This window comes from Pectobacterium colocasium (assembly GCF_020181655.1).
Taxonomy (GTDB): domain Bacteria; phylum Pseudomonadota; class Gammaproteobacteria; order Enterobacterales; family Enterobacteriaceae; genus Pectobacterium; species Pectobacterium colocasium.
Window position 1 is genome coordinate 195,684 of record NZ_CP084032.1, and the last position, 24,569, is coordinate 220,252.

General features: G+C 51.7%; 17 protein-coding genes, 1 tRNA gene, 3 rRNA genes and 1 riboswitch. Of the genes, 18 read left to right on the top strand and 3 right to left on the bottom strand.

The features are described 5' to 3' along the window. The first annotated feature begins 148 nt into the window (after window positions 1-148). The 8 genes from LCF41_RS00865 (at window position 149) to oxyR (ending at window position 8,782) form a co-directional block, all read left to right on the top strand. Window positions 149-1,315 (top strand): ABC transporter ATP-binding protein, encoded by a 1,167-nt coding sequence (locus tag LCF41_RS00865; RefSeq protein WP_225086506.1) that lies wholly within the window; start codon window positions 149-151, stop codon window positions 1,313-1,315. Window positions 1,316-1,337: 22 nt separating this feature from the next. Then, window positions 1,338-2,471 (top strand): extracellular solute-binding protein, encoded by a 1,134-nt coding sequence (locus LCF41_RS00870; RefSeq protein ID WP_431191551.1) that lies wholly within the window; start codon window positions 1,338-1,340, stop codon window positions 2,469-2,471. Window positions 2,472-2,542: 71 nt separating this feature from the next. Further along, window positions 2,543-3,382, top strand: coding sequence for an ABC transporter permease (locus LCF41_RS00875; RefSeq protein ID WP_225086507.1), 840 nt, complete (start codon window positions 2,543-2,545; stop codon window positions 3,380-3,382). Then, window positions 3,379-4,185, top strand: coding sequence for an ABC transporter permease (locus LCF41_RS00880; protein WP_225086508.1), 807 nt, complete (start codon window positions 3,379-3,381; stop codon window positions 4,183-4,185). The genes LCF41_RS00875 and LCF41_RS00880 overlap by 4 nt, the downstream gene beginning before the upstream one ends. Beyond that, the gene (locus tag LCF41_RS00885; protein ID WP_225086509.1) at window positions 4,182-5,186 is read left to right on the top strand and encodes a LacI family DNA-binding transcriptional regulator; all 1,005 of its coding nucleotides are present in this window, start codon (window positions 4,182-4,184) and stop codon (window positions 5,184-5,186) included. The genes LCF41_RS00880 and LCF41_RS00885 overlap by 4 nt, the downstream gene beginning before the upstream one ends. Window positions 5,187-5,233: 47 nt before the next feature. After that, window positions 5,234-5,995 (top strand): phosphodiesterase, encoded by a 762-nt coding sequence (locus tag LCF41_RS00890; protein ID WP_225086510.1) that lies wholly within the window; start codon window positions 5,234-5,236, stop codon window positions 5,993-5,995. Window positions 5,996-6,499: 504 nt separating this feature from the next. Then, window positions 6,500-7,396 (top strand): methylenetetrahydrofolate reductase, encoded by an 897-nt coding sequence (gene metF, locus LCF41_RS00895; RefSeq protein ID WP_225086511.1) that lies wholly within the window; start codon window positions 6,500-6,502, stop codon window positions 7,394-7,396. Window positions 7,397-7,873: 477 nt separating this feature from the next. Beyond that, the gene (gene oxyR / locus LCF41_RS00900; RefSeq protein WP_010281486.1) at window positions 7,874-8,782 is read left to right on the top strand and encodes a DNA-binding transcriptional regulator OxyR; all 909 of its coding nucleotides are present in this window, start codon (window positions 7,874-7,876) and stop codon (window positions 8,780-8,782) included. Here the strand turns inward: oxyR and sthA are convergent. Next, window positions 8,774-10,180: a Si-specific NAD(P)(+) transhydrogenase gene (gene sthA, locus LCF41_RS00905; protein ID WP_225086512.1), complete on the bottom strand. Its 1,407-nt coding sequence runs from the start codon at window positions 10,178-10,180 to the stop codon at window positions 8,774-8,776. The two genes, oxyR and sthA, sit on opposite strands and share 9 nt — an antisense overlap. A gap of 212 nt (window positions 10,181-10,392) precedes the next feature. Between sthA and fabR the strand changes: the two genes are divergently transcribed. Together fabR and LCF41_RS00915 are read left to right on the top strand one after the other, a co-directional pair. Then, window positions 10,393-11,022: an HTH-type transcriptional repressor FabR gene (fabR, locus tag LCF41_RS00910; protein WP_010308157.1), complete on the top strand. Its 630-nt coding sequence runs from the start codon at window positions 10,393-10,395 to the stop codon at window positions 11,020-11,022. A 35-nt stretch (window positions 11,023-11,057) separates the two neighbouring features. Continuing rightward, window positions 11,058-11,444, top strand: a complete 387-nt coding sequence (locus tag LCF41_RS00915; RefSeq protein WP_225086513.1) for a YijD family membrane protein — start codon at window positions 11,058-11,060, stop codon at window positions 11,442-11,444. Between the two features lie 41 nt (window positions 11,445-11,485). Here LCF41_RS00915 and trmA read toward each other — a convergent pair whose 3' ends face one another. Then, the gene (gene trmA, locus LCF41_RS00920; protein WP_225086514.1) at window positions 11,486-12,589 is read right to left on the bottom strand and encodes a tRNA (uridine(54)-C5)-methyltransferase TrmA; all 1,104 of its coding nucleotides are present in this window, start codon (window positions 12,587-12,589) and stop codon (window positions 11,486-11,488) included. A gap of 131 nt (window positions 12,590-12,720) precedes the next feature. Next, a riboswitch (cobalamin riboswitch) is annotated at window positions 12,721-12,932 on the top strand. Window positions 12,933-13,202: 270 nt separating this feature from the next. Between trmA and btuB the strand changes: the two genes are divergently transcribed. From btuB to birA, 8 genes are all read left to right on the top strand, one after another. Beyond that, window positions 13,203-15,077 (top strand): TonB-dependent vitamin B12 receptor BtuB, encoded by a 1,875-nt coding sequence (gene btuB, locus LCF41_RS00925; protein ID WP_225086515.1) that lies wholly within the window; start codon window positions 13,203-13,205, stop codon window positions 15,075-15,077. Next, entirely contained in the window at window positions 15,022-15,879 is an 858-nt protein-coding gene (gene murI / locus LCF41_RS00930; RefSeq protein ID WP_225086516.1) for a glutamate racemase, read from the top strand. Before btuB ends, murI begins: the two co-directional genes overlap by 56 nt. 379 nt (window positions 15,880-16,258) lie before the next feature. After that, window positions 16,259-17,800, top strand: a 16S ribosomal RNA gene (locus tag LCF41_RS00935). Window positions 17,801-17,886: 86 nt separating this feature from the next. Then, window positions 17,887-17,962: transfer RNA gene (locus tag LCF41_RS00940), tRNA-Glu, on the top strand. A 259-nt stretch (window positions 17,963-18,221) separates the two neighbouring features. Further along, window positions 18,222-21,128, top strand: a 23S ribosomal RNA gene (locus LCF41_RS00945). 135 nt (window positions 21,129-21,263) lie between these two features. Continuing rightward, window positions 21,264-21,379, top strand: a 5S ribosomal RNA gene (rrf, locus tag LCF41_RS00950). The 16S, 23S and 5S rRNA genes sit together here with 1 tRNA gene alongside, the layout of an rRNA operon. 158 nt (window positions 21,380-21,537) lie before the next feature. Then, window positions 21,538-22,575, top strand: a complete 1,038-nt coding sequence (gene murB / locus LCF41_RS00955) for a UDP-N-acetylmuramate dehydrogenase (protein ID WP_225086517.1) — start codon at window positions 21,538-21,540, stop codon at window positions 22,573-22,575. Continuing rightward, window positions 22,572-23,531, top strand: a complete 960-nt coding sequence (gene birA / locus LCF41_RS00960; protein ID WP_225086518.1) for a bifunctional biotin--[acetyl-CoA-carboxylase] ligase/biotin operon repressor BirA — start codon at window positions 22,572-22,574, stop codon at window positions 23,529-23,531. Before murB ends, birA begins: the two co-directional genes overlap by 4 nt. A gap of 39 nt (window positions 23,532-23,570) precedes the next feature. Here birA and coaA read toward each other — a convergent pair whose 3' ends face one another. Continuing rightward, entirely contained in the window at window positions 23,571-24,521 is a 951-nt protein-coding gene (gene coaA / locus LCF41_RS00965) for a type I pantothenate kinase (protein ID WP_225086519.1), read from the bottom strand. Between the last annotated feature and the right edge of the window lie 48 nt (window positions 24,522-24,569).

Consider the following 24,569-nt stretch of genomic DNA (forward strand, 5'->3'; position numbering starts at 1 on the left):
ACATTTTCCCGTTTTTCTGTTCGCCAAAAATGTCCCCCGTCATCCTCCTCGTAAGTCGTGTCATTGAAATGTCATGGTGACAACACGCCACTGACACGAACCCACCGCACAATCTGCGCATTGTTTGTTTATCGTGGAATGCACAGCTGTGCAAAAAACAACTTCCTCTGCGGCATCACCGCACATTGTCATCGACCACCTACACGTTGGATACGGCACGACCGCCGTATTGAACGATATCCATCTGGAGATTGCACAGGGCGAATTCGTGGCATTGCTCGGTTCGTCAGGATGCGGCAAGACGACGTTACTGCGTACGGTTGCGGGGTTCTCGTCACCGAGAGCGGGAGCGATTCGCGTTAATGGGCAGGATATGACGCAAGCGCCGCCGGAGAAACGCGGAATGGCGCTGGTGTTTCAGAGTTACGCGCTGTGGCCGCATATGACGGTGGCACAGCATATTGCTTACGGGCTGCGTTTACACCGCGTACCGCGTGCGGAGATTGCCAGCCGTGTGGCGGAACTGGAAACCATGCTTGGGTTGACGGGGTTGAGCGCCCGTAAGCCTGCGGAGCTGTCCGGTGGGCAGCGTCAGCGCGTCGCCTTGGGGCGTGCACTGGCGGTGAGGCCCGATATTTTACTGCTGGACGAACCGCTCTCCAATCTGGATGCCCGCATTCGCCTACAGCTGCGCGATGAGATCCGTGCGCTGCAACAGCGTCTGGGATTGACGGCGATCCACGTGACGCACGATCGCGAAGAAGCGATGGTGATGGCGGATCGCATCGTGATTTTGAATCAGGGCCGCATCATGCAGGCGGGTAGCCCGCAAGAGGTGTACCACCATCCGGCCAGTGCGTTTGTCGCGGCGTTTATGGGCGCAGAAAACCGGCTGGTGCTGGAAGCGCGCTATGACGGTGAGACGCTGATGATCCCTGGGGATGCCGAAAGTCACTCGCTGGTGCCAGCGCATACGTCGCTACAGCCCGGCCTGATAGAAGCGCGCTTTCGTGCGGAAGCGGCTTGTCTTTACGATGCGGCAGAGGTTCCGCTCATCCAACCCGGTATGTTGATGCGCTACGGTACGGTGCAGGCACAAAGTTACCCCGGTGGATACTGGCTGCATACAATTTCCAGTGGTTCCTGGCGGATACAGGTTCACGCCGCGCATCCCTATGCCATTGGGCAGCGGGTTGCGGTGCAAATCCCTGCCGAGGCGCTGTTTCTTTTCCCGCTGGCAGAAGAGGCGATGTCTTCGCCAGCGGTACCGGACACCTCTTCACGTTATTCCTCGCTTCCCGGCCTGACGGCCTGATCCTGAATTGGAGACAAATGATATGAAACGCATTTTTGCTGCAACGCTGATGATGAGTACGCCACTGGCTGCTGTACAGGCTCAGGAATTAACGGTGTTGACGGCGGGTGACCAGAACATGGTCGACTATGTCAATGAATATCTGGGGCCGCTGTTTGAGAAACAGCATCCCGGCGTAAAAGTACGTGCGGTCGGCACCGGACCGGGTGATGCGGGGTCGCAGAAGATTCTTGAGCGTTTCAATGCACAGCAGGCCGCGGGTGCCAAAGTCTGGGACACCGATGTGGCGGTCGTGCATGAGAAGTTTGTCGGCCCGATGGTGCAAAAGGGCGATCTGCTGAAATATCGCGACGATATCGCCAGTGGAAAGTTGGTTAGCATGGCCGCGGCGGATAAAGCCATGGGGACGGACGTAAAAGGCTATGTCATGCCGATGTTCAGCAGCCAGACGGCGCTGGCCTATAACCCTGGCATGGTAGCGAATCCGCCTAAAAGCTATGACGAAATTCAACAGTGGGCTGCCGCGAATCCGAAAATGTTCGGCTATAACGGGATTAAAGGCGGTGCGTCGGGTGTGAGCTTCGTGATGGGCTGGATTTACGCTTACGGCGGCGATGCCCAGAAGCTGATGAACGGACCGTTTGATGAGACGGCAGCGCAGAAATGGCAGCCGGCGTTTGAACGCCTGAAAGCTTTTAACAAGAACGTGACGCTGACGCCGGGCAACGCTGGCACGCTCGATATGTTGAGCCGTGGCGAAATCGCGATGGGGCCGGTGTGGGTCGACATGTTCTACTCCTGGAAAGCGAGCGGACAACTGCCGGACAATTTCAAATTGCTGTTGCCTGCGCCCGGTATGCCGGGGCAGCCGATGCACTATGTCATCCCCGCGCAGGCACCGAACCGCGAACTGGCTAAGCAGTTTGTTGAACTGGCAACCAGCGCCAAAGTACAGGCCGAAGGGATTGTGGAACGCTTTAACTGGTATCCGGGGATCGATGCCAAGTACGTTCAGGCTGAGCTAAAACCCGCGGTATGGCAACGTCTGTTCACGGATGTGACGCCGGATGAGCTGGCGAGCAAAGGAAAAACGTTCCCTATCGCGCCTTATCACACCGCGATTCTGAACGCCTATGAGCAGGCGATGGCGAAATAGTGCCGCTGGCTTAGATACCCCTTAGCATCACATGCGCTCTGGCGGGATGAAGCCAGAGAGCGGAGACATTCATGTTGCACGTATCCCAATTTTCCTCCCGACTGGCGGGTATCGCGCTTGTGCTACCCGCGCTGGCGGTGGTGGCTGTCTGTTTTATCACGCCGCTGGGGCTGTCGGTTGGGGGCGCTTTTGTCAGTCAGAATGGCGTGGGCATTGATAATTTTGTCACGGCATTGACGCTGTATCTGCCCGATATCCTGTTTACCTTACTGATAGTGAGCCTCTCAACGCTGCTGATTGGCCTGCTATCGGTCATGATCGGCGGTTACCTGACGCTAGGGGAAAGCCCGCGTATGGTGGCGTTGCTGCGCTGTGTCTATCGCTGGCCCCTGTTTATTCCGTTTATCGTGACCGGGCAAATTTTACGCACGTTTCTGGCTAAGAACGGCTGGCTGAATGGCGCACTGGATACGCTCGGCATTGTCGATATGGCCAGTGCCAGCAACTGGCTGGACTGGCGTGGCATTGTGTTCGCTTTTGTCTGGAAACAGACGCCGTTTGTGGCGCTGCTGATCGCTGGTGCGATGGCGTCGCTGGATCGCACAATGATAGAGTCCGCCCGTAACTTAGGCGCGTCGCGCTTGCGTATCCTGTGTGAAATTGTGGTGCCTCAGGTTGGGCAAACGCTGCTTACCGGGCTCATTCTCTCTTTTGTCACCATGATGTCGGTACTGTCCGTACCGATGATGATTAATGCTCAGTCGCCGACGATGTTAACCGCCAACATTGCCTTCCGCATTAACGCCTACGGAGATTATGGCGTGGCGAATGCGTTGGGGGTGATTTCCCTGCTGATGACCGGTCTGTTTGCCGTGATTTATCTCCGCTTGAACATGAGGGATAAAGCATGAAGAACGTACTGTGGTGGATCCCGAGAATGCTGATTCTGGGGACGCTGATCTTCTTGATCTTTGGGCCATTGGCTAACCTCTTGCTGTGGTCGGTAGCGGAAAAATGGTTTTATCCTCACCTGTTGCCCAATGACTGGGGCTTCGCCTTCTGGAAACGCGTGTTTTCACCGCGCGGTGTGGCCTGGGAAACGCTGGGAAATAGCGTGCTGGTGGCGGTGTTTACCGTGCTGGCTTCGCTGTCGCTGGCGATTCCGGCTGGGTATGCGCTGGCGCGTCTGCCGCTGCCTGCTCGTGGATTGATACTGCTGATATTCCTGATTCCGCAGGCGTTTCCGAATTTGACGGTGTACGTCAATATCGCTCGCCTGTTTTATCAGTGGGGGCTGAACGGCACGCTGCTGGGTGTGGTACTGGTTCACACGGTTCACGGGTTGGTGTTTGCCGTCTGGATTGCCTCGGCGGCGTTCTCGGCGGTGGGACGTGAAATGGAACAGGCGGCACGATCGATTGGTGCCGGGCCATGGCGTGCCTTTGTCGATATCACCCTGCCGCTGGCTATGCCGGGGCTGATGGCGTCCGCCATCTTTGTTTTCCTTGAGTCGCTGGATGAATTTACCGGCAGCTATTTCGTGGGGGCACCGGATGTGCAGATGATGCCGTTGCTGCTTTATACCGCTGGGGCGGGCGGTAACTACCAGATCGCTTCTATTACCGCGCTGGTGCTGCTGATCCCTTCCGTGCTGTTCATGCTGGTGGTGGAACGTTTTTTGAAAGCCGACGTAATGGCAAGGATAGGGAAATGAAGGTAGGTAAACAGGGCTACGTCAGCGCACAGGATGTGGCGCGCCGGGCTGGCGTATCGCGCTCGGCGGTATCCCGTAGCTTTACCCCCGGCGCCAGTGTGTCGGCAGCTACCTATGCCAAAGTAATGACGGCGGCGCAGGAACTGGGTTATCAGGTTAACGATCTGGCGCGTGGCCTGCTGACGAACAGCAGCCGTCTGGTTGGGTTGGTGGTGACACACCCCGAGGTTGGGTTTCGTGCCAATCTGGTTGCGGAACTGTCGCAGGCGTTAATTCAACGCGGCTCAATTCCCGTTCTCATCAATACCAGCCATGTGCGGGAAGCGATGGCGGCCGCGCGCTCCATTCTATTTGGGCATCGTGCGGAAGCGACGATTGTGCTTTCCGGCTCGCCGCCGAAAGAGTTTGTTGAGCTGGCACAGCTAAACGGTCAGCCGCTGATTGTTATTGGGCGACACGAACCGGCGTGCGATAGCGTACACATCGATAATGACACCGCAGCACGTATGGCGGCACGGCTGTTTGCTTCATCGGGCAGAACGCGTCTGGCGCTGGCGGGTGCGGCGTCGGCGACGCCCAATATCATTGAACGTGAGCAGGCATTTTGTGATGAGGCGAGAGCCTTAGGGCTGCCTGTGGCTGTAGTTCGCGGCGGTGATACGGATTATGACGATGGATTAACGGTAGGGCAGACGCTGTTTTCGCTTCCTGAAGCCGTCAGGCCAGATGCGGTGTTCTGCGTTAACGATTTAGTCGCGTTTGGTGTGATCGATCGTGCAAAGCAGTTTGGCCTGGCCGTTCCGCATGATCTCATGGTGATCGGGTTTGATGATATTCCGGCCGCAGGATGGGATGCCTATGCGCTGACGACCTTTCGTCAGGATCCTGCAACGATGGCAGCGCAGGCGTTGGCGTTGCTCGATCGACGCCAGTCTCAGGTACAAGAACCCGCGTGTAGAGCGAAAGTGGCTGCCCCGCTAATCCGCCGCCAGTCGGCGTAACGGTAGTGACGGGCGAGAGCCCGTAGATAGTGAGAACCGAGGATAATATGAAACTGATTCAACTCTCCGACCTCCATCTGACCGCGCAAGGCGGCAATTTGCATGGTCGCGATCCCGAGCAGCAGTTGAAGGCGGCGATTGCCGATATCAACGCACACCACCGCGATGCCGATTTGGTGGTTATCTCAGGCGATCTGTCCGATGACGGCAGTGCGGCATCCTATACGTTTCTGGCTGCGGCGCTGGCTGAATTGCAGCTTCCCTGGCGTGTGACGATGGGGAATCACGACGACCGAGAGGTATTTTTGGCTCAGTTCCCGACGCTGGCGGATGAAAATGGGTTTGTGCAGAACGTGACGTCTGTGGGAGATGATTGCGTCATTCTGCTGGACTCGTTGCAGGCCAGCGAGGTAGCCGGAACGCTGTGTTCTGCGCGGCTGTCGTGGCTTGAGCGACAGCTTCAGGCTGCGGAAAGCAAGAATGTGTTCCTGTTCCTGCACCATCCTCCAATGTCGATCGGGCTTCCGGCGCTGGATAGCGTTCGATTGGCTTCCGAGGCGGCAGACGCGCTGTATCAGGTGTGCCATCGTTTCGGCAATGTGCGGCATATTTCCGCAGGGCACGTGCATCGGCCTGCTAGCGGCAACTGGCGAGGAATATCGTTTAGCACGGTACGCGGCACCAACCATCAGTCCGCCCTGCGTTTCGCACCCGGATTCGAAACCAGTCTGGAAGCCCCGCAATACGCCATTTTTTTGACGACAGAAGCAGGGCATACCGTACATTTTCACGATTTTCCCTGTGGCTGAGGGCGTATCCTCTTTCGCTCATGTAGCCTGAGAGATGGTTTCGTGCGTCACAATCCCGCCATTTTCATGCTACCTCGTAGCACACGCCCGACACGGGGCGGCTCAGCGCCGCTCGCCCCGTGACCCCTGGCTTTCCGGCGCAAATTATGCCGCTAACGCGGTGCCTTCGTCGGTATTAGGCTTAACGGACCGCTTGCGACACGTTCCCTACGTGGCGCAAGCTTGAGCCGCGTCCCTGCGGCTCATCCTAAGCCTGCTATCTCCTCAGCATAATTTTTTACGCCGGATAACGGCAAAACCCACGACATCTCTGGGGTTTGCGTATAAAAGTCACCACGCCTGATCCATCATGAACTTTTTTCATTTATCGTGAGCAATCATCACGGCTTGCGTGCTGAAAAGCGTTGACTCTTTAAGTAGATTACGTCATTTTCTATATAGACGTCTAAACGTATAGACGTTTGTCGAATGATAATAACAATCACGGTCAACGGGGTAGCAGGTATGAGCTTTTTTCACGCAAACCAGCGGGAAGCGCTGAATCAAAGTCTGGCGGAATTACAGGGACGGATTAATGTGTCGTTCGAATTTTTCCCGCCGCGTACCAGCGATATGGAAGAAACCCTGTGGAGCTCAATTGATCGGCTGAGCAGCCTGAAGCCCAAGTTTGTTTCCGTGACCTACGGGGCGAATTCCGGCGAGCGTGACCGTACTCATAGCATTATCAAAACGATCAAAGAACGTACCGGTCTGGAAGCGGCGCCTCACCTGACTTGTATTGATGCTTCGCGTGAACAGCTGCGTGAAATTGCTCAGGATTACTGGCAGAGCGGTATCCGCCATATTGTCGCGCTGCGTGGCGATTTGCCGCCAGAAGGTGGTAAACCGGACATGTACGCGGCGGATCTGGTTTCCCTGCTGAAAGAGGTTGGCGATTTCGATATTTCCGTTGCCGCTTATCCTGAAGTGCACCCTGAAGCGAAAAGCGCACAGGCTGACCTGATTAACCTGAAACACAAGATTGATGCCGGCGCGAATCGCGCGATCACACAGTTCTTTTTCGACGTAGAAAGCTACCTGCGATTCCGTGACCGCTGTGTAGCGACGGGCATTGATGTAGAAATTGTACCGGGCATCCTGCCCGTGTCGAATTTCAAGCAATTGCAGAGGTTTGCTACGATGACGAACGTCCGCGTGCCAAACTGGATGACGGCCATGTTTGACGGCCTGGATAACGATCCCGAAACCCGCAAAATGGTGGGGGCGTCTATCGCGATGGACATGGTGAAAATTCTCAGCCGCGAAGGCGTAAAAGATTTCCATTTCTATACGCTGAACCGTGCTGAGCTGAGCTACGCGATTTGCCATACACTGGGCGTCCGCCCTGATGTGGCACGCTGAGGCGACGCGCAACATTTCAGGAAGAACGAGGCCGCAGCGGTGATGGAGAATGACGGTATCGGAATACCTTTCAACGTCACTTACCGCGGCCATGAAAAGAGGGACTTTCAGGGATGAGATTCCTATCCAGCGATTTTAGCTTAGCCGTTGGAGACTGAATCGCTTTTCTATCACCTTACTGACCGCCGCTTTACAAGCCTCCAATCCCTATCCGCTTTCCACTGATTCACATGATACATTCTCAGCCTACGCATCAAATTTCCTCGCATTCATCATGCTTGCCTGACTGAGAGACACAAAATGCTGTCATCGTCAAATCACTTGAATATATTAGCCTGCTCGGTATAGCGTTACAGGTGGCTGGAATAAGCCGACACGCTTCGGTGGGATATATTATTCATTTTGGATGTTGATAGAAATTGTCGTTCATTGATATCCTATCTATCGCTGTTAGCTATCATGATAAGGAGAATAATAATGAATATTCGGGATTTAGAGTATCTTGTCGCGCTGGCAGAACATCGTCACTTTCGGCGAGCGGCAGATTCCTGCCATGTGAGTCAGCCAACACTCAGTGGACAGATTCGTAAACTGGAAGATGAACTCGGCGTGATGCTGCTGGAGAGAACCAGTCGTAAAGTCTTGTTTACCCAAGCGGGGCTGCTGCTGGTCGAGCAGGCACGAACGGTATTACGCGAGGTCAAGGTACTAAAAGAGATGGCGAGCCAGCAGGGTGAAACCATGTCTGGGCCGTTGCATATCGGCCTGATCCCTACCGTGGGACCTTATCTGCTGCCGCAAATCATTCCAATGTTGCATCGCACGTTTCCCAAACTCGAAATGTATCTGCACGAAGCGCAAACCCATCAGTTGCTGGCCCAGTTGGACAGCGGCAAACTGGACTGCGCCATTCTGGCAATGGTGAAAGAGTCCGAAGCCTTTATCGAGGTTCCCCTCTTCGACGAGCCGATGAAGCTGGCCATTTATCAGGATCACCCTTGGGCGAACCGCGAACGCGTGGCGATGTCCGATCTGGCGGGTGAAAAGCTGCTGATGCTGGAAGATGGCCACTGCCTGCGCGACCAGGCCATGGGCTTCTGTTTTCAGGCGGGGGCGGATGAAGATACGCATTTCCGGGCAACCAGCCTGGAGACGTTGCGTAATATGGTTGCAGCGGGAAGTGGTATTACACTGCTGCCGTCGTTGTCGGTCCCGCGCGAACGCGAACGCGATGGCGTCTGCTATTTACCGTGCTATAAACCGGAGCCCAAGCGCACTATCGCGCTGGTGTATCGCCCCGGTTCACCGCTGCGCGGACGCTATGAGCAACTTGCTGATACCATCCGCGAGCATATGCAGGGCTATATGGAAAACCTGTCAAAATAAGCGGTTCAATCCGTTCAGCGCCGCCACACGGTAAGCTTCTGCCATGGTTGGATAGTTGAAGGTGGTATTAACGAAGTATTCGATAGTATTACCTTCACCTTTTTGTTCCATGATGGCCTGCCCGATGTGGATAATCTCAGCGGCGCGCTCACCAAAGCAGTGAATACCCAAAATCTGTTTCGTTTCGCGGTGAAACAGAATCTTCAAACTCCCCACGTTCATCCCGACAATCTGCGCCCGTGCCAGATGTTTGAACTGTGCCCGCCCGACTTCATAAGGCACTTTCATCGCGGTAAGCTCTTGTTCGGTTTTCCCCACGGAGCTGATTTCTGGGATGGTATAAATGCCGGTTGGAATATCTTCGATGAGATGCGCGCTGGCATCGCCTTTGATAATCGCCTGCGCGGCGAGCCGGCCCTGATCGTACGCCGCTGATGCCAGGCTAGGATAGCCGATGACATCACCAATCGCATAAATATGCGCCAGCGCCGTCTGGTACATGCTGTTGACCTTGAGCTGGCCGCGGCTGTCGGTGCTCAGGCCAATATTCTCCAGCCCCAGCGTTTCCGTATTCCCCGTGCGTCCGTTGGCATAGAGCAGGCAGTCTGCCTTCATCTTTTTGCCTGATTTCAGATTGACGATGACGCCGTCGGACAGCCCTTCAATACTTTCGAACTCTTCGTTGTGGCGGATAACCACGCCGTTATTCCAGAAGTGATAGGACAGCGCATCCGACATTTCCTGATCGAGAAACGCCAGCAGCCTGTCGCGGGTATTGATTAAATCGACCTTAACGCTCAGGCCGCGAAAGATAGAGGCATATTCGCAGCCAATCACGCCCGCGCCATAGATGATGACGTGCTGGGGCTCATGGTCGAGTTGCAGAATAGAGTCGCTGTCATAAATACGCGGGTGGTTGAAGTCGACTTCTGCCGGATGATACGGACGTGAGCCTGTCGCGATAATGATATTGGCAGCGGTCAGCGTTTCATGGGTGTTGTCTGGGTAGTGAACGGCAATCGTATGGGCGTCGATGAAACTGGCCTCGCCGGAGAACAACTCACACTGGTTACGCTCATAAAACCCTTGTCGCATACGGGTTTGCTGACCGATGACGCTGTCGGCATGGCGTAGAATGTCGGAAAATGAGGAGCGGATAATGCGGGAGTTGTCACTGTAGAGGGGATTTTGATTGAACTCGATAATGCGGCTGACGGCGTGACGGAGGGCTTTGGAAGGAATCGTACCCCAGTGGGTACAGCCGCCGCCGACATTGTAGTGACGTTCAATCACCGCAATTTTGGCGCCGTGCTTGGCTAATCCCATTGCTGCACCTTCACCGCCGGGACCGGAACCAATCACAATGGCATCATAATCGTATTGATGTTGTAGAGTCATGGTAGGTTAAACCTGTTTTTATACAAAATAATAACGTGGACTTAACATCGTGCGATTGTAACATCGACTGCGGCAGAACCCAATCATCCCTGCCTTTACTATGGAAACAGATTCTCACATTCTTAATATGGCAAACTTTGTCTCATTCTGCGGACAATAAAGTTTGCTATAGTGCCCCTCTGGAAAGGGGAGTAGATCATTTGGGCAGCATAATGGGTGTCAGAGCACAACAAAAAGAACGGACTCGTCGTTCCCTTATTGAAGCTGCATTTAGCCAGTTAAGCGCTGAGCGTAGTTTTGCCAGCCTGAGTCTGCGTGAGGTTGCCCGTGAAGCGGGTATCGCGCCGACATCTTTCTATCGTCATTTTCGTGACGTGGATGAACTGGGGCTGACAATGGTTGACGAAAGCGGGCTGATGCTGCGTCAGTTAATGCGACAGGCTCGGCAGCGTATTGCCAAGACCGGTAGCGTAATCAGGACGTCGGTTTCCACCTTCATGGAATTTATCGGCAATAATCCTAATGCGTTCCGGCTGTTGCTGCGTGAACGTTCAGGGACGTCGGCGGCCTTTCGTGCGGCAGTCGCGCGCGAAATTCAGCATTTCATCGCAGAACTGGCGGATTATCTTGAGGTGGAAAACCATATTCCCCGCAGCTTTGCGGAAGCGCAGTCAGAAGCGATGGTGACCATTGTGTTCAGCGCGGGAGCAGAGGCGTTGGATGTTTCTTTGGAACAGCGTAAACAGCTGGAAGAACGACTGGTACTGCAACTGCGGATGATCGCCAAAGGGGCGTATTACTGGTACAGAAAAGAACACGATAGTAGTTTTACCGTGCCATAAATCCTCTATACCAACAACATGAAAAGGGAGAAACCATGACAGAAAAACCTCACCAAGAAAAAGGTACGCTGGTGCTGGCGTTGATTGCGGGCTTATCCGTCAATGGCGCATTCGCCGCCTTGTTCAGCAGTATTGTTCCGTTCTCGATTTTTCCCCTGATTGCGCTGGTATTGTCCATTTACTGCCTGCATCAACGTTATTTGCATCACAGTATGCCGGAAGGCATTCCGATGCTGGCAGCAGCCAGTTTTCTGCTGGGATTATTGATCTACAGTGCCATCGTGCGTGTGGAATATCCCGCTATTGGCTCGAACTTTATTCCCTCGATCCTGTGCGTGGCATTGGTTTTCTGGATTGGCCTGAAACTGCGCCGCAAAAAAGCCACGGAGTCAGTTTCAGCAGAAGAGAGTGATACGCTGTAACAGGTGTGCTCTGGCGGGGTGACCCGCCAGTTGATGTGCGGTTACTGACGCTTTTCTAACAGCACGCCACACTCCATATGGTGGGTGTAAGGGAATTGATCGAACAGTGCCAGACGGCGAATGTCGTGGGTTTCTGAGAGCGTTTGCAGGTTATGGCTCAGCGTTTCCGGGTTGCAGGAAATATAAAGAATACGTGGATACGCCTGAACCAGTTTCACCGTTTCGTCATCCAGTCCGCTGCGCGGCGGGTCAACAAAAATGGTCTCGCACTGGTAGCTCGTCAGATCGATGCCCTGCAAGCGGTTAAACTGACGTACCCCCTGCATAGCTTGCGTGAATTCTTCTGCCGCCATACGGATAATCTGCACGTTCTCTATCTGGTTCGCGGCGATATTATATTGTGCTGCCGCAACGGATGGCTTGGCGATCTCGGTGGCCAGTACGCGTTCGAAATTTCTTGCCAGCGCGAGTGAAAAATTGCCGTTACCGCAATACAGCTCCAGCAAATCCCCTGTCGACCCTGCCGTCGCGTCCAGCGCCCACTCCAGCATCTGAATATTGATTGCCGCATTCGGCTGCGTGAAGCTGTTTTCTACCTGGCGGTAAATCATATCCCGACCCGCAACCGGCAGACATTCATCAACATAATCGCGGTCGAGGCAGATTTTGGTTTTTGTCGCACGACCAATCAACTGTAGACGGAACCCCTGCGCCGTCAGGCTATCGCGCAGCGCGCGGGCATGAGCCTGCCACTCCTCGTCCAGAGTGCGGTGATACAGCAGCGAAACGATCACTTCGCCGCTCAGGGTAGACAGATAGTCTATCTGGAACAGTTTGCGGCGTAGAACGGAATCGGGCTGGATTGCAGCAAGCAGCGCCGGCATCAGGCGGTTGATCAACTCGCTGGCTGCCGGAAAGCGATCGACCCGAATGCGCTGTTTGGTTTGCTGGTCAAACATGATGTGGTAAAGCTCATCACCCTCGTGCCAGATACGGAACTCGGCGCGCATCCGATAGTGGCTGACGGGAGAACGAAAGACGGCAGGTTCCGGTGCATTGAACGGTGCCATCAGCCCACTCAGACGCTCGGTTTTCTCTACAAGCTGGTCGTCGTATTGTTCGATGGGCAGGATCTCTGGCGTCATGGTTTTCTCGTCTGAACAGCGTCTAAAAGGGTGTTATTGGCCGGGAATTGTAGGGAATTCGGCCAGGATGTCCAGTTTTGTTACGTGATTATCCTGTAGTGATATAGAAGTCTAGACTTCCACAATTCGCGATTGTAGGATGAGCATCCGGTCTTGTAACACAAGTCAAAAGGGAATCCAGTGTAAATCTGGAGCTGACGCGCAGCGGTAAAGAAAGCCCCGGCGATAGCATTATTATGCAGACACTGTTATGTACCCTAAATAATTCGAGTTTCAGGTAGGCGGCAAGAGAGGGACAAATTCGTCGGGAACGAATTTGACCAGCCAACGGCTGGCCTTCGGTGAGAGACAGGATGTCTCTCATTTCATCCCGATGAGCTTACTCAAGTAAGTGATTCGGGTGAGTGAACGCAGCCAACGCACATGCAACTTGAAATATGACGGGTATAGATGGGAAGTCATCGCTTTCGTTGTATCCCTTACCGTTGACGGTTTGTGGTAACAGCGGCATCCAAGCCCGAAGACCTGCCGGAATACGTCGCAATTGGCTCTGCATATCGCGTGCTATTAACAGAGCCTGCGGCATCCTTATTATTTCTCGGATGCTTTAACAATGATTAAAAAAGTTTCGCTGCTGACGGCGCTTTCTGTCACGGCATTTTCTGGCTGGGCGCAGGAAAACCAAAATTCGCCATCGGAAAAAAATGCCGATGACATGGTCGTAACGGCAAATCGTTTCGCACAGCCGGTTTCTTCGGTGTTGGCACCCACTACCGTAGTGACAAGAGAAGATATCGACCGCTGGCAGGCCAAGTCGCTCAATGATGTGATGCGTCGTTTACCGGGAGTAGATATTGCTGAGAGTGGTGGCCGAGGACAACTTGGTTCGATGTTTATTCGTGGCAGCAATTCTAACCATGTATTGGTGCTGGTTGACGGCGTTCGTCTTGCCTCTGCAGGAGTCTCTGGCAGTGTTGACTTCAGTCAGATACCTATGTCGTTAGTACAGCGTATTGAATATATTCGTGGTCCTCGTTCTGCTGTGTACGGTTCTGATGCTATCAGTGGCGTCATCAATATTATTACTGAACGTGCTCAGGATGGAGGCGTGCTAAATGCTGGTTACGGTTCTCATGCTTATCAAAACTATGATGGTTCAGTACGTGGTCATGTGAGTGACAATACCGTTGTCAGTGTTGCAGGAAGCTATGAAGCTACCCATGGATATAATGTCTATCCTTCCTCGCCTTGGCCAGCTGACAGAGATAATGATGGTTATCGCAGCAAATCTTTTTGGGGATCGCTGGAACAGCGTTTCTCTGAAAATACTTCCGGTTTTTTCCGTGCCTATGGATATGACAATAATACGGATTATGATGTTGTTGGTACCTATCAAGGAAATGATAAGCGTTATTTGAATACTCGAAATTATGACGCGGGTCTGAAGTTCAACGAAGGTATATATTCAAGCCAATTAATTGCTAGTTACCAAACCTATGATGATCTCAATTTTAATGATGTGACCGGAAAATATAACGGCACGATTACGCAAATTGAGCAACGTAATCTGCAATGGGGCAATGTCTTCAATGTAGGAAATGGTAGCGTAAGTGTCGGAACTGACTGGCGCAATGAACGAGCGCAACCAGGAGGCAGCGCCGCCTATAATCAGGCTCATAGCCGTGACAATACAGGCATCTATTTAACGACTAAGCAGCAGTTTGGTTCTGTTACGTTAGAGGGCGCTGTTCGTGGTGATGATAATCAACAATATGGCCGACATGGCACGTGGCAAACCGGTGCTGCATGGGAGTTTGTTGACGGTTATCGAATTATAGGTTCTTACGGTACGGCGTTTAAAGCGCCAACGTTTGACAAGATATATGACACGGCATATTCGCAGGGAAATCCCAATTTATCGCCTGAAGAAAGTAAGCAGTGGGAACTTGGCGTGGAAGGCTTAAGTGGCCCGGTGAACTGGCGGGTGTCCGGCTACCGTAATGAAGTTGATAACCTCATTAACTTTCGTTCACTCCCTCTGGGCCAGAGTACCTACGATAATATCGGTAAAGCGGTAATGACCGGTGCGGAGTTTACTGCGGCCTATGATACATGGTGGTTGTCGCATCAGGTGACTCTGGAATATTTGGATGCCAAAGATAAAACGACAGATAAAGCTTTAGCGCGTCGTGCCCATAAGAAAGCGAAGTATGAGCTTTCAACTATGTTAAACGATGTGAACATGTCGCTAACGTGGCTTTACCAAGGTGCTCGCTCTGATTCGGATTTCGATCCTGTCACTTTCCAGCCTAAACCCGTCAAACTAGGTGGCTATAGCCTTTGGGATCTCGCTGCCTCATATCCGATCACCTCTCATCTGACAGTTCGTGGTAGAATCGCCAACCTGTTTGATAAAGATTATGAGACGGCATATGGCTACCGCACGGCAGGGCGAGAATACTATCTCACCGGAAGCTATACCTTCTAACCTGCCATCCCGTCCTACGGTTCTGGTCTTCGATTCCGGCGTAGGCGGGCTGTCTGTTTATGATGAAATCCGGCAACTCTTGCCGGATCTTCACTATATATACGCATTCGATAACGAAGCGTTTCCCTATGGTGAGAAATCACAGCAGTTTATTATCGAGCGCGTGGTTGAGATTGTTAACGCAGTTCAACTACGCCATCAGCTCGCACTGGTTGTGATTGCCTGTAATACGGCGAGTACGATTTCCCTTCCAGCGTTACGTGAGCGTTTTGCTTTCCCTGTCGTGGGCGTCGTTCCTGCGGTGAAGCCGGCAGCTAAGCTGACGCGCAACGGCGTTGTTGGCCTACTGGCGACGCGCGCAACGGTTCAGCGCCCCTATACGTACGAACTGATTGCCCGTTTTGCGACGGATTGCCAGATTTTGTCGCTGGGGTCGTCAGAGCTGGTTGAATTGGCAGAAGCGAAATTGCAGGGGGAGACGATTTCCATTTCCGAACTGCAAAAAATCCTGCGTCCCTGGCTGCGTTTACCGGAGCCGCCAGATACGGTTGTACTAGGTTGTACGCATTTTCCGTTGTTAGCAGAAGAGCTGAAAGCGGCATTGCCAGATGGCACGCGTCTTGTCGATTCCGGTGCTGCTATCGCCAGAAGAACCGCGTGGCTCATTGCCAATCTGGATAATCCACCGCTTTCGACAGATAAGAATCTGGTTTATTGCCTGGCGATTACACCTAAAGTCGCTACGCTGTGGCCAATATTGCAGCGTTATGGCTTCGATTCGCTGGAAAAACTGCCACTTTGATAGCCTTATGGGTAAATAGTAGACAAACGATAATTTTTTTGCATTTAGCGCTTGTCAGGCGGCGAGAAGTCCCTATAATGCGCCTCCACTGACACGGCAACAGCGACACGCGGTTGCGGTAACAGCAAAAAAGATTTCATAAAGCAGTCAGCAATGACTTGACTTTAAAGCGGATTAGCATAGTATATGCGACCCGCGCCACGAGAGATTGTGGCACTGCTCTTTAACAATTTAATCAGACAATCTGTGTGGGCACTCACAAGACCGTATCTTAACGATACAAAAAGTCTTGAAGAGTGAACAACAGTAAATTCATTACGAATAAACAGTTTTAATTCTTTGAGCATCGCTGACGAGTTCAGCAAATCAAACAAATCTTAAATTGAAGAGTTTGATCATGGCTCAGATTGAACGCTGGCGGCAGGCCTAACACATGCAAGTCGGGCGGTAGCACAGAGGAGCTTGCTCCTTGGGTGACGAGCGGCGGACGGGTGAGTAATGTCTGGGAAACTGCCTGATGGAGGGGGATAACTACTGGAAACGGTAGCTAATACCGCATAACGTCTTCGGACCAAAGCGGGGGACTTTCGAGCCTCGCGCCATCAGATGTGCCCAGATGGGATTAGCTGGTAGGTGAGGTAATGGCTCACCTAGGCGACGATCCCTAGCTGGTCTGAGAGGATGACCAGCCACACTGGAACTGAGACACGGTCCAGACTCCTACGGGAGGCAGCAGTGGGGAATATTGCACAATGGGCGCAAGCCTGATGCAGCCATGCCGCGTGTGTGAAGAAGGCCTTCGGGTTGTAAAGCACTTTCAGCGGGGAGGAAGGCGGTGAGATTAATACTCTCACCGATTGACGTTACCCGCAGAAGAAGCACCGGCTAACTCCGTGCCAGCAGCCGCGGTAATACGGAGGGTGCAAGCGTTAATCGGAATGACTGGGCGTAAAGCGCACGCAGGCGGTTTGTTAAGTCAGATGTGAAATCCCCGAGCTTAACTTGGGAACTGCATTTGAAACTGGCAAGCTAGAGTCTTGTAGAGGGGGGTAGAATTCCAGGTGTAGCGGTGAAATGCGTAGAGATCTGGAGGAATACCGGTGGCGAAGGCGGCCCCCTGGACAAAGACTGACGCTCAGGTGCGAAAGCGTGGGGAGCAAACAGGATTAGATACCCTGGTAGTCCACGCTGTAAACGATGTCGATTTGGAGGTTGTGCCCTTGAGGCGTGGCTTCCGGAGCTAACGCGTTAAATCGACCGCCTGGGGAGTACGGCCGCAAGGTTAAAACTCAAATGAATTGACGGGGGCCCGCACAAGCGGTGGAGCATGTGGTTTAATTCGATGCAACGCGAAGAACCTTACCTACTCTTGACATCCAGAGAATTTGCTAGAGATAGCTTAGTGCCTTCGGGAACTCTGAGACAGGTGCTGCATGGCTGTCGTCAGCTCGTGTTGTGAAATGTTGGGTTAAGTCCCGCAACGAGCGCAACCCTTATCCTTTGTTGCCAGCGGTTAGGCCGGGAACTCAAAGGAGACTGCCAGTGATAAACTGGAGGAAGGTGGGGATGACGTCAAGTCATCATGGCCCTTACGAGTAGGGCTACACACGTGCTACAATGGCGTATACAAAGAGAAGCGACCTCGCGAGGGCAAGCGGACCTCATAAAGTACGTCGTAGTCCGGATTGGAGTCTGCAACTCGACTCCATGAAGTCGGAATCGCTAGTAATCGTAGATCAGAATGCTACGGTGAATACGTTCCCGGGCCTTGTACACACCGCCCGTCACACCATGGGAGTGGGTTGCAAAAGAAGTAGGTAGCTTAACCTTCGGGAGGGCGCTTACCACTTTGTGATTCATGACTGGGGTGAAGTCGTAACAAGGTAACCGTAGGGGAACCTGCGGTTGGATCACCTCCTTACCAAGAAGATGTAGGTTGAGTGAAGTGCTCACACAGATTGTCTGATGAAAATAATGAGCAAAAGCGTCAACAAAGTACGGTGTCGTGTCCCCTTCGTCTAGAGGCCTAGGACACCGCCCTTTCACGGCGGTAACAGGGGTTCGAATCCCCTAGGGGACGCCAGCGCATCCGACCATTCCGGTGAAAGCGGGGGTCTTCAGTAAGTAGCCTGCTTACCTCATATCTTAAAACTGATTAGCGATAGTCAGGGTTTAAGATATTGCTCTTTAACAATCTGGAACAAGCTGAAAATTGAAACATGACAGCTGAACATGCATTGATGCCTTCGGGTGTGAATGGTGCATCAGTCTGTCAATGAGTCTCTCAAATAATCACAGCACGATGATGACTTTGATTTATCAAAGACACCTTCGGGTTGTGAGGTTAAGCGACTAAGCGTACACGGTGGATGCCTAGGCAGTCAGAGGCGATGAAGGGCGTGCTAATCTGCGATAAGCGTCGGTAAGCTGATATGAAGCGTTATACCCGACGATACCCGAATGGGGAAACCCAGTGTGTTTCGACACACTATCATTAACTGAATCCATAGGTTAATGAGGCGAACCGGGGGAACTGAAACATCTCAGTACCCCGAGGAAAAGAAATCAACCGAGATTCCCCCAGTAGCGGCGAGCGAACGGGGAAGAGCCCAGAACCTGAATCAGTTTGTGTGTTAGTGGAAGCGTCTGGAAAGTCGCACAGTAAAGGGTGATAGTCCCGTACACAAAAATGCACAGATTGTGAGTTCGATGAGTAGGGCGGGACACGTGACATCCTGTCTGAATATGGGGGGACCATCCTCCAAGGCTAAATACTCCTGACTGACCGATAGTGAACCAGTACCGTGAGGGAAAGGCGAAAAGAACCCCGGCGAGGGGAGTGAAATAGAACCTGAAACCGTGTACGTACAAGCAGTGGGAGCCTACTTGTTAGGTGACTGCGTACCTTTGTATAATGGGTCAGCGACTTATATTCTGTAGCAAGGTTAACCGTTTAGGGGAGCCGCAGGGAAACCGAGTCTTAACTGGGCGTTAAGTTGCAGGGTATAGACCCGAAACCCGGTGATCTAGCCATGGGCAGGTTGAAGGTTGGGTAACACTAACTGGAGGACCGAACCGACTAATGTTGAAAAATTAGCGGATGACTTGTGGCTGGGGGTGAAAGGCCAATCAAACCGGGAGATAGCTGGTTCTCCCCGAAAGCTATTTAGGTAGCGCCTCGTGAATTCATCTTCGGGGGTAGAGCACTGTTTCGGCTAGGGGGTCATCCCGACTTACCAACCCGATGCAAACTGCGAATACCGAAGAATGTTATCACGGGAGACACACGGCGGGTGCTAACGTTCGTCGTGAAGAGGGAAACAACCCAGACCGCCAGCTAAGGTCCCAAAGTCATGGTTAAGTGGGAAACGATGTGGGAAGGCACAGACAGCCAGGATGTTGGCTTAGAAGCAGCCATCATTTAAAGAAAGCGTAATAGCTCACTGGTCGAGTCGGCCTGCGCGGAAGATGTAACGGGGCTAAACCATGCACCGAAGCTGCGGCAGCGACACTCAGGTGTTGTTGGGTAGGGGAGCGTTCTGTAAGCCTGCGAAGGTGGCCTGTGAGGGTTGCTGGAGGTATCAGAAGTGCGAATGCTGACATAAGTAACGATAATGCGGGTGAAAAACCCGCACGCCGGAAGACCAAGGGTTCCTGTCCAACGTTAATCGGGGCAGGGTGAGTCGACCCCTAAGGCGAGGCTGAAAAGCGTAGTCGATGGGAAACAGGTTAATATTCCTGTACTGGGTGTTACTGCGAAGGGGGGACGGAGAAAGCTAGGTTATCCGGGCGACGGTTGTCCCGGTTTAAGCGTGAAGGTGGGTGACTTTGGTAAATCCGGGTCATCGTTAACACTGAGGCGTGATGACGAGTCACTACGGTGATGAAGTAACTGATGCTACGCTTCCAGGAAAAGCCTCTAAGCTCCAGGTAACACCGAATCGTACCCCCAAACCGACACAGGTGGTCAGGTAGAGAATACTCAGGCGCTTGAGAGAACTCGGGTGAAGGAACTAGGCAAAATGGTGCCGTAACTTCGGGAGAAGGCACGCTGGTGTAAGGTGAAGTCCCTTGCGGATGGAGCTGAGACCAGTCGAAGATACCAGCTGGCTGCAACTGTTTAATAAAAACACAGCACTGTGCAAACACGAAAGTGGACGTATACGGTGTGACGCCTGCCCGGTGCCGGAAGGTTAATTGATGGGGTTATCCGTAAGGAGAAGCTCTTGATCGAAGCCCCGGTAAACGGCGGCCGTAACTATAACGGTCCTAAGGTAGCGAAATTCCTTGTCGGGTAAGTTCCGACCTGCACGAATGGCGTAATGATGGCCGGGCTGTCTCCACCCGAGACTCAGTGAAATTGAACTCGCTGTGAAGATGCAGTGTACCCGCGGCAAGACGGAAAGACCCCGTGAACCTTTACTATAGCTTGACACTGAACCTTGAGCCTTGATGTGTAGGATAGGTGGGAGGCTTTGAAGTGTGGACGCCAGTCTGCATGGAGCCGACCTTGAAATACCACCCTTTAATGTTTGATGTTCTAACGTGGGCCCGTAAACCGGGTTGCGGACAGTGTCTGGTGGGTAGTTTGACTGGGGCGGTCTCCTCCCAAAGCGTAACGGAGGAGCACGAAGGTTAGCTAATCCTGGTCGGACATCAGGAGGTTAGTGCAAAGGCATAAGCTAGCTTGACTGCGAGAGTGACAGCTCGAGCAGGTGCGAAAGCAGGTCTTAGTGATCCGGTGGTTCTGAATGGAAGGGCCATCGCTCAACGGATAAAAGGTACTCCGGGGATAACAGGCTGATACCGCCCAAGAGTTCATATCGACGGCGGTGTTTGGCACCTCGATGTCGGCTCATCACATCCTGGGGCTGAAGTAGGTCCCAAGGGTATGGCTGTTCGCCATTTAAAGTGGTACGCGAGCTGGGTTTAGAACGTCGTGAGACAGTTCGGTCCCTATCTGCCGTGGGCGTTGGAAGATTGAGAGGGGTTGCTCCTAGTACGAGAGGACCGGAGTGAACGCACCACTGGTGTACGGGTTGTGATGCCAATTGCATTGCCCGGTAGCTAAGTGCGGAAGAGATAACCGCTGAAAGCATCTAAGCGGGAAACTTGCCTCGAGATGAGTCTTCCCTGGACACTTGATGTCCCTGAAGGGCCGTTGAAGACGACGACGTAGATAGGCTGGGTGTGTAAGCGTAGCGATACGTTGAGCTGACCAGTACTAATGACCCGAGAGGCTTAACCTTACAACACCGAAGGTGTTTTGAGTGATGATGACTCATAAAAAACAATACTCAGCTTGTTCGAAGATTGGTTCTGATGGTTGTGCAGAGAGAAGCGAAAGCGACTGAAGTGCGACGGTTGGAATGAAACAGAATTTGCCTGGCGGCGATAGCGCGGTGGTCCCACCTGACCCCATGCCGAACTCAGAAGTGAAACGCCGTAGCGCCGATGGTAGTGTGGGGCTTCCCCATGTGAGAGTAGGGAACTGCCAGGCATCAAATAGTGGAAGGCCCCTGTCGAAAGACAGGGGCTTTTTGCTGTGCGCGTCGATGCAATCAAGCTGATTTTATCCGTACCCATAGTGAAAGACCGCCTCTATCCTGCGTAGATCAGGTAGACTATGTCATATCTGAATTAGTCGGTATCTCTATTATGGCGTCGAGCGTTATTTCATTGAAGTCTTATAACTCTTTCTCATTACCCGTTTCCGCATCTTGTATTAAGGTTGCGGATACTCAGGAGAAATTGATTGAAGGATGGCGCGTCGCCAGTGAATCACGAGAGCCGATTTTGTTGCTAGGAGAAGGGAGTAATGTCCTTTTTCTCGAAGATTTCTTAGGTACTATTCTGCTAAATCGGCTCAAGGGTATAGATATTCGAGAAGAAAGTGACGGCTGGTATATTCATGTCGGAGCCGGCGAGAACTGGCATCAATTAGTTGAATGTACGCTCAAGTGTGGTGTTCCCGGATTAGAAAATCTGGCATTAATTCCCGGATGTGTGGGTTCTGCACCGATACAGAATATTGGTGCGTATGGTATCGAGTTACAGCATGTTTGTGATTATGTTGACGTGCTGGATCTGACTGAAGGTAACGTCATGCGTTTTACCTCTGAGGAATGCCAGTTCGATTACCGTGAAAGCATATTTAAGCATCAATACCGCGCTGGGTTTGCGATTACCGCAGTAGGGTTCTTTTTAAAGAAAGAGTGGAACCCGGTACTTAACTATGGCGATTTGGTCAAATTGGACCCTGCAACCGTTACGCCACAGCAGATATTTGATTCCGTGTGCCATATGCGTCGAAGTAAGCTTCCAGATCCTACCGTGACAGGTAATGCTGGTAGCTTCTTCAAAAACCCGATAATTACACCACAGCATGCTGAATGCATTTTACGAGAGTATCCGCACGCTCCTCAGTATTTACAAGCCGATGGAAACGTTAAATTGGCCGCTGGATGGCTAATTGATCAGTGTAATCTTAAAGGATTTCAGCTTGGTGGTGCGGCTGTGCACGAGAAGCAGGCATTGGTTCTAATTAATAAAAACAATGCAAAAAGTTCAGATATTGTCGAATTAGCGCGTCATGTTCGTAACCAGGTTGCTGAGAAATTCTCCATACATCTGGAGCCAGAGGTCCGCTTTATTGCTGCGTCTGGAGAGGTCAATGCCATCGAGGTATTATCATGAAAGATATTACGGTTCCCCTTAAATTAATCAGAATTCTCTCTGATGGTGAATTTTATTCCGGTGAGTTACTGGGTGAAATGATGGGGATGAGTCGAGCTGCGATTAATAAACATATTCAGACCATACGTGATTGGGGAATTGATGTTTTTACTGTGACGGGTAAGGGCTATTCTTTACCTGCGCCTATGCAGTTATTAGATGAGGAGATTATCCTCAAGCATCTACCCGAAGGTGGAGTGACAGTTTTACCTGTCGTTGATTCTACTAATCAGTATATTTTAGATCGCCTGGACTCCTTATCCTCCGGTGATGCATGTCTTGCTGAATATCAGCAATCTGGGCGTGGTCGTCGAGGCCGGCAATGGTTTTCGCCCTTTGGTGCAAATTTGTATTTGTCCTTATATTGGCGCCTAGAACAGGGGCCAGCAGCAGCTGTCGGGGTTAGTTTGGTTATCGGTATCGTAATGGCAGAAGTGCTACATAAGCTTGGTGCTGATGGTGTACGAGTCAAATGGCCCAATGATTTATATCTGAAGGATAGAAAACTCGCCGGTATTCTTGTCGAACTCACTGGAAAAACGGGGGATGCGGCTAATCTGGTTATGGGTGCGGGCATTAATTTACAAATGAGAGAACCTGCTTCAGATACAATTAGTCAAGGCTGGATAAATTTACAAGAAGCAGGTATAGGTATTAATCGTAATACGCTTGCTTCGACTCTTATTTCTGAATTAAGGAATGCTTTAGCTATCTTTGAACTACAGGGTCTTGAACCATTCATTCCTCGATGGGAAAAATTGGATAATTATTTTAATCGCCCAGTTCGGTTGATTATTGGTAATCGTGAAATATATGGGACTGACCGAGGAATAGATCGCCAGGGTGCATTGCTATTAGAAAACGACGGTTTAGTTACACCATATATTGGTGGGGAAATTTCTCTACGTGGTGCATGAAAAAGGGGGACTCCCCCTTTTTACATATTTACTCGCTTGTCACTTTCTTAACCTAACACATTCAACTGCATGATTAGCGCTTTTAGTCATAATAAGGCTAGCTCTTTCCCGCGTGGGTAGAATATTTTCTTTTAGATTCAGTCCGTTAATTTCTTTCCATAATTGAGATGCAATGCCGACAGCTTCTTCTTCCGTCAGTTTCGCATAATTATGAAAGTATGAGTTCGGATTTGAGAAAGCACCTTGCCTAAATTTCAAGAAACGATTTATATACCATGTCTGTAGCAATGCTTCAGGTGCATCAACGTAGATAGAGAAGTCTACAAAGTCAGAGACGAAAACTCTATGTGGATCATGTGGATAGTCCATTCCACTTTGTAGAACATTCAAACCTTCTAATATTAAGATATCAGGTTGCTCCAACACTTTATTGTTATCAGGAACGATATCGTAGGTTAGATGAGAATACGTTGGGGCTGTGACTTTGTGTGTCCCTGATTTTATATCAGAAACAAATTTTACCAGGCTATGCATATCGTATGATTGCGGAAAGCCTTTTTTCTTCATCAAATCACGTGCTTTTAACACCTTATTTGGATGAAGAAATCCGTCGGTTGTAATGAGTTCTACACTTCGATGTTCCGGCCAGCGGCTTAATAATGCTTGGAGCACACGGGCTGTGGTACTTTTTCCCACGGCGACGCTACCCGCAATACCAATTATGTAAGGTATCTTTTGGCCATCCGTACCTAAGAACTGCTCAAGCACGGCCTGACGGCGTAAATTAGAGCTGATATAAAAATTGAGCAGGCGGGATAGTGGCAGATAAATTTCTGCGACTTCGTCTAATGAAAGGTCTTCGTTAATCCCTTTGAGCTTAACGATTTCTTCCTCTGTCAGCGTTAACGGGACGGAATCGCGCAAGGCGGCCCATTGGCTGCGATTAAATTGTAGATATGGCGTGGCCAAGGATTGCTCTCTATTGCTCATAAGTCGTGTTCTGCCTGCTTCACAGGTAAGAAAAGGGACTCTCAGCCA

What these genes read in the sequence shown, in the direction of transcription:
- LCF41_RS00880 (WP_225086508.1), top strand. Translation starts at nt 3,379, where the DNA reads ATGAAGAACGTACTGTGGTGGATCCCGAGAATGCTGATTCTGGGGACG.
- murB (WP_225086517.1), top strand. Translation starts at nt 21,538, where the DNA reads ATGGCGTCGAGCGTTATTTCATTGAAGTCTTATAACTCTTTCTCATTA.
- LCF41_RS00890 (WP_225086510.1), top strand. Translation starts at nt 5,234, where the DNA reads ATGAAACTGATTCAACTCTCCGACCTCCATCTGACCGCGCAAGGCGGC.
- coaA (WP_225086519.1), bottom strand. Translation starts at nt 24,521, where the DNA reads ATGAGCAATAGAGAGCAATCCTTGGCCACGCCATATCTACAATTTAAT.
- LCF41_RS00875 (WP_225086507.1), top strand. Translation starts at nt 2,543, where the DNA reads ATGTTGCACGTATCCCAATTTTCCTCCCGACTGGCGGGTATCGCGCTT.
- btuB (WP_225086515.1), top strand. Translation starts at nt 13,203, where the DNA reads ATGATTAAAAAAGTTTCGCTGCTGACGGCGCTTTCTGTCACGGCATTT.
- fabR (WP_010308157.1), top strand. Translation starts at nt 10,393, where the DNA reads ATGGGTGTCAGAGCACAACAAAAAGAACGGACTCGTCGTTCCCTTATT.
- LCF41_RS00915 (WP_225086513.1), top strand. Translation starts at nt 11,058, where the DNA reads ATGACAGAAAAACCTCACCAAGAAAAAGGTACGCTGGTGCTGGCGTTG.
- LCF41_RS00870 (WP_431191551.1), top strand. Translation starts at nt 1,338, where the DNA reads ATGAAACGCATTTTTGCTGCAACGCTGATGATGAGTACGCCACTGGCT.
- LCF41_RS00885 (WP_225086509.1), top strand. Translation starts at nt 4,182, where the DNA reads ATGAAGGTAGGTAAACAGGGCTACGTCAGCGCACAGGATGTGGCGCGC.
- oxyR (WP_010281486.1), top strand. Translation starts at nt 7,874, where the DNA reads ATGAATATTCGGGATTTAGAGTATCTTGTCGCGCTGGCAGAACATCGT.
- metF (WP_225086511.1), top strand. Translation starts at nt 6,500, where the DNA reads ATGAGCTTTTTTCACGCAAACCAGCGGGAAGCGCTGAATCAAAGTCTG.
- murI (WP_225086516.1), top strand. Translation starts at nt 15,022, where the DNA reads ATGGCTACCGCACGGCAGGGCGAGAATACTATCTCACCGGAAGCTATA.
- birA (WP_225086518.1), top strand. Translation starts at nt 22,572, where the DNA reads ATGAAAGATATTACGGTTCCCCTTAAATTAATCAGAATTCTCTCTGAT.
- trmA (WP_225086514.1), bottom strand. Translation starts at nt 12,589, where the DNA reads ATGACGCCAGAGATCCTGCCCATCGAACAATACGACGACCAGCTTGTA.
- sthA (WP_225086512.1), bottom strand. Translation starts at nt 10,180, where the DNA reads ATGACTCTACAACATCAATACGATTATGATGCCATTGTGATTGGTTCC.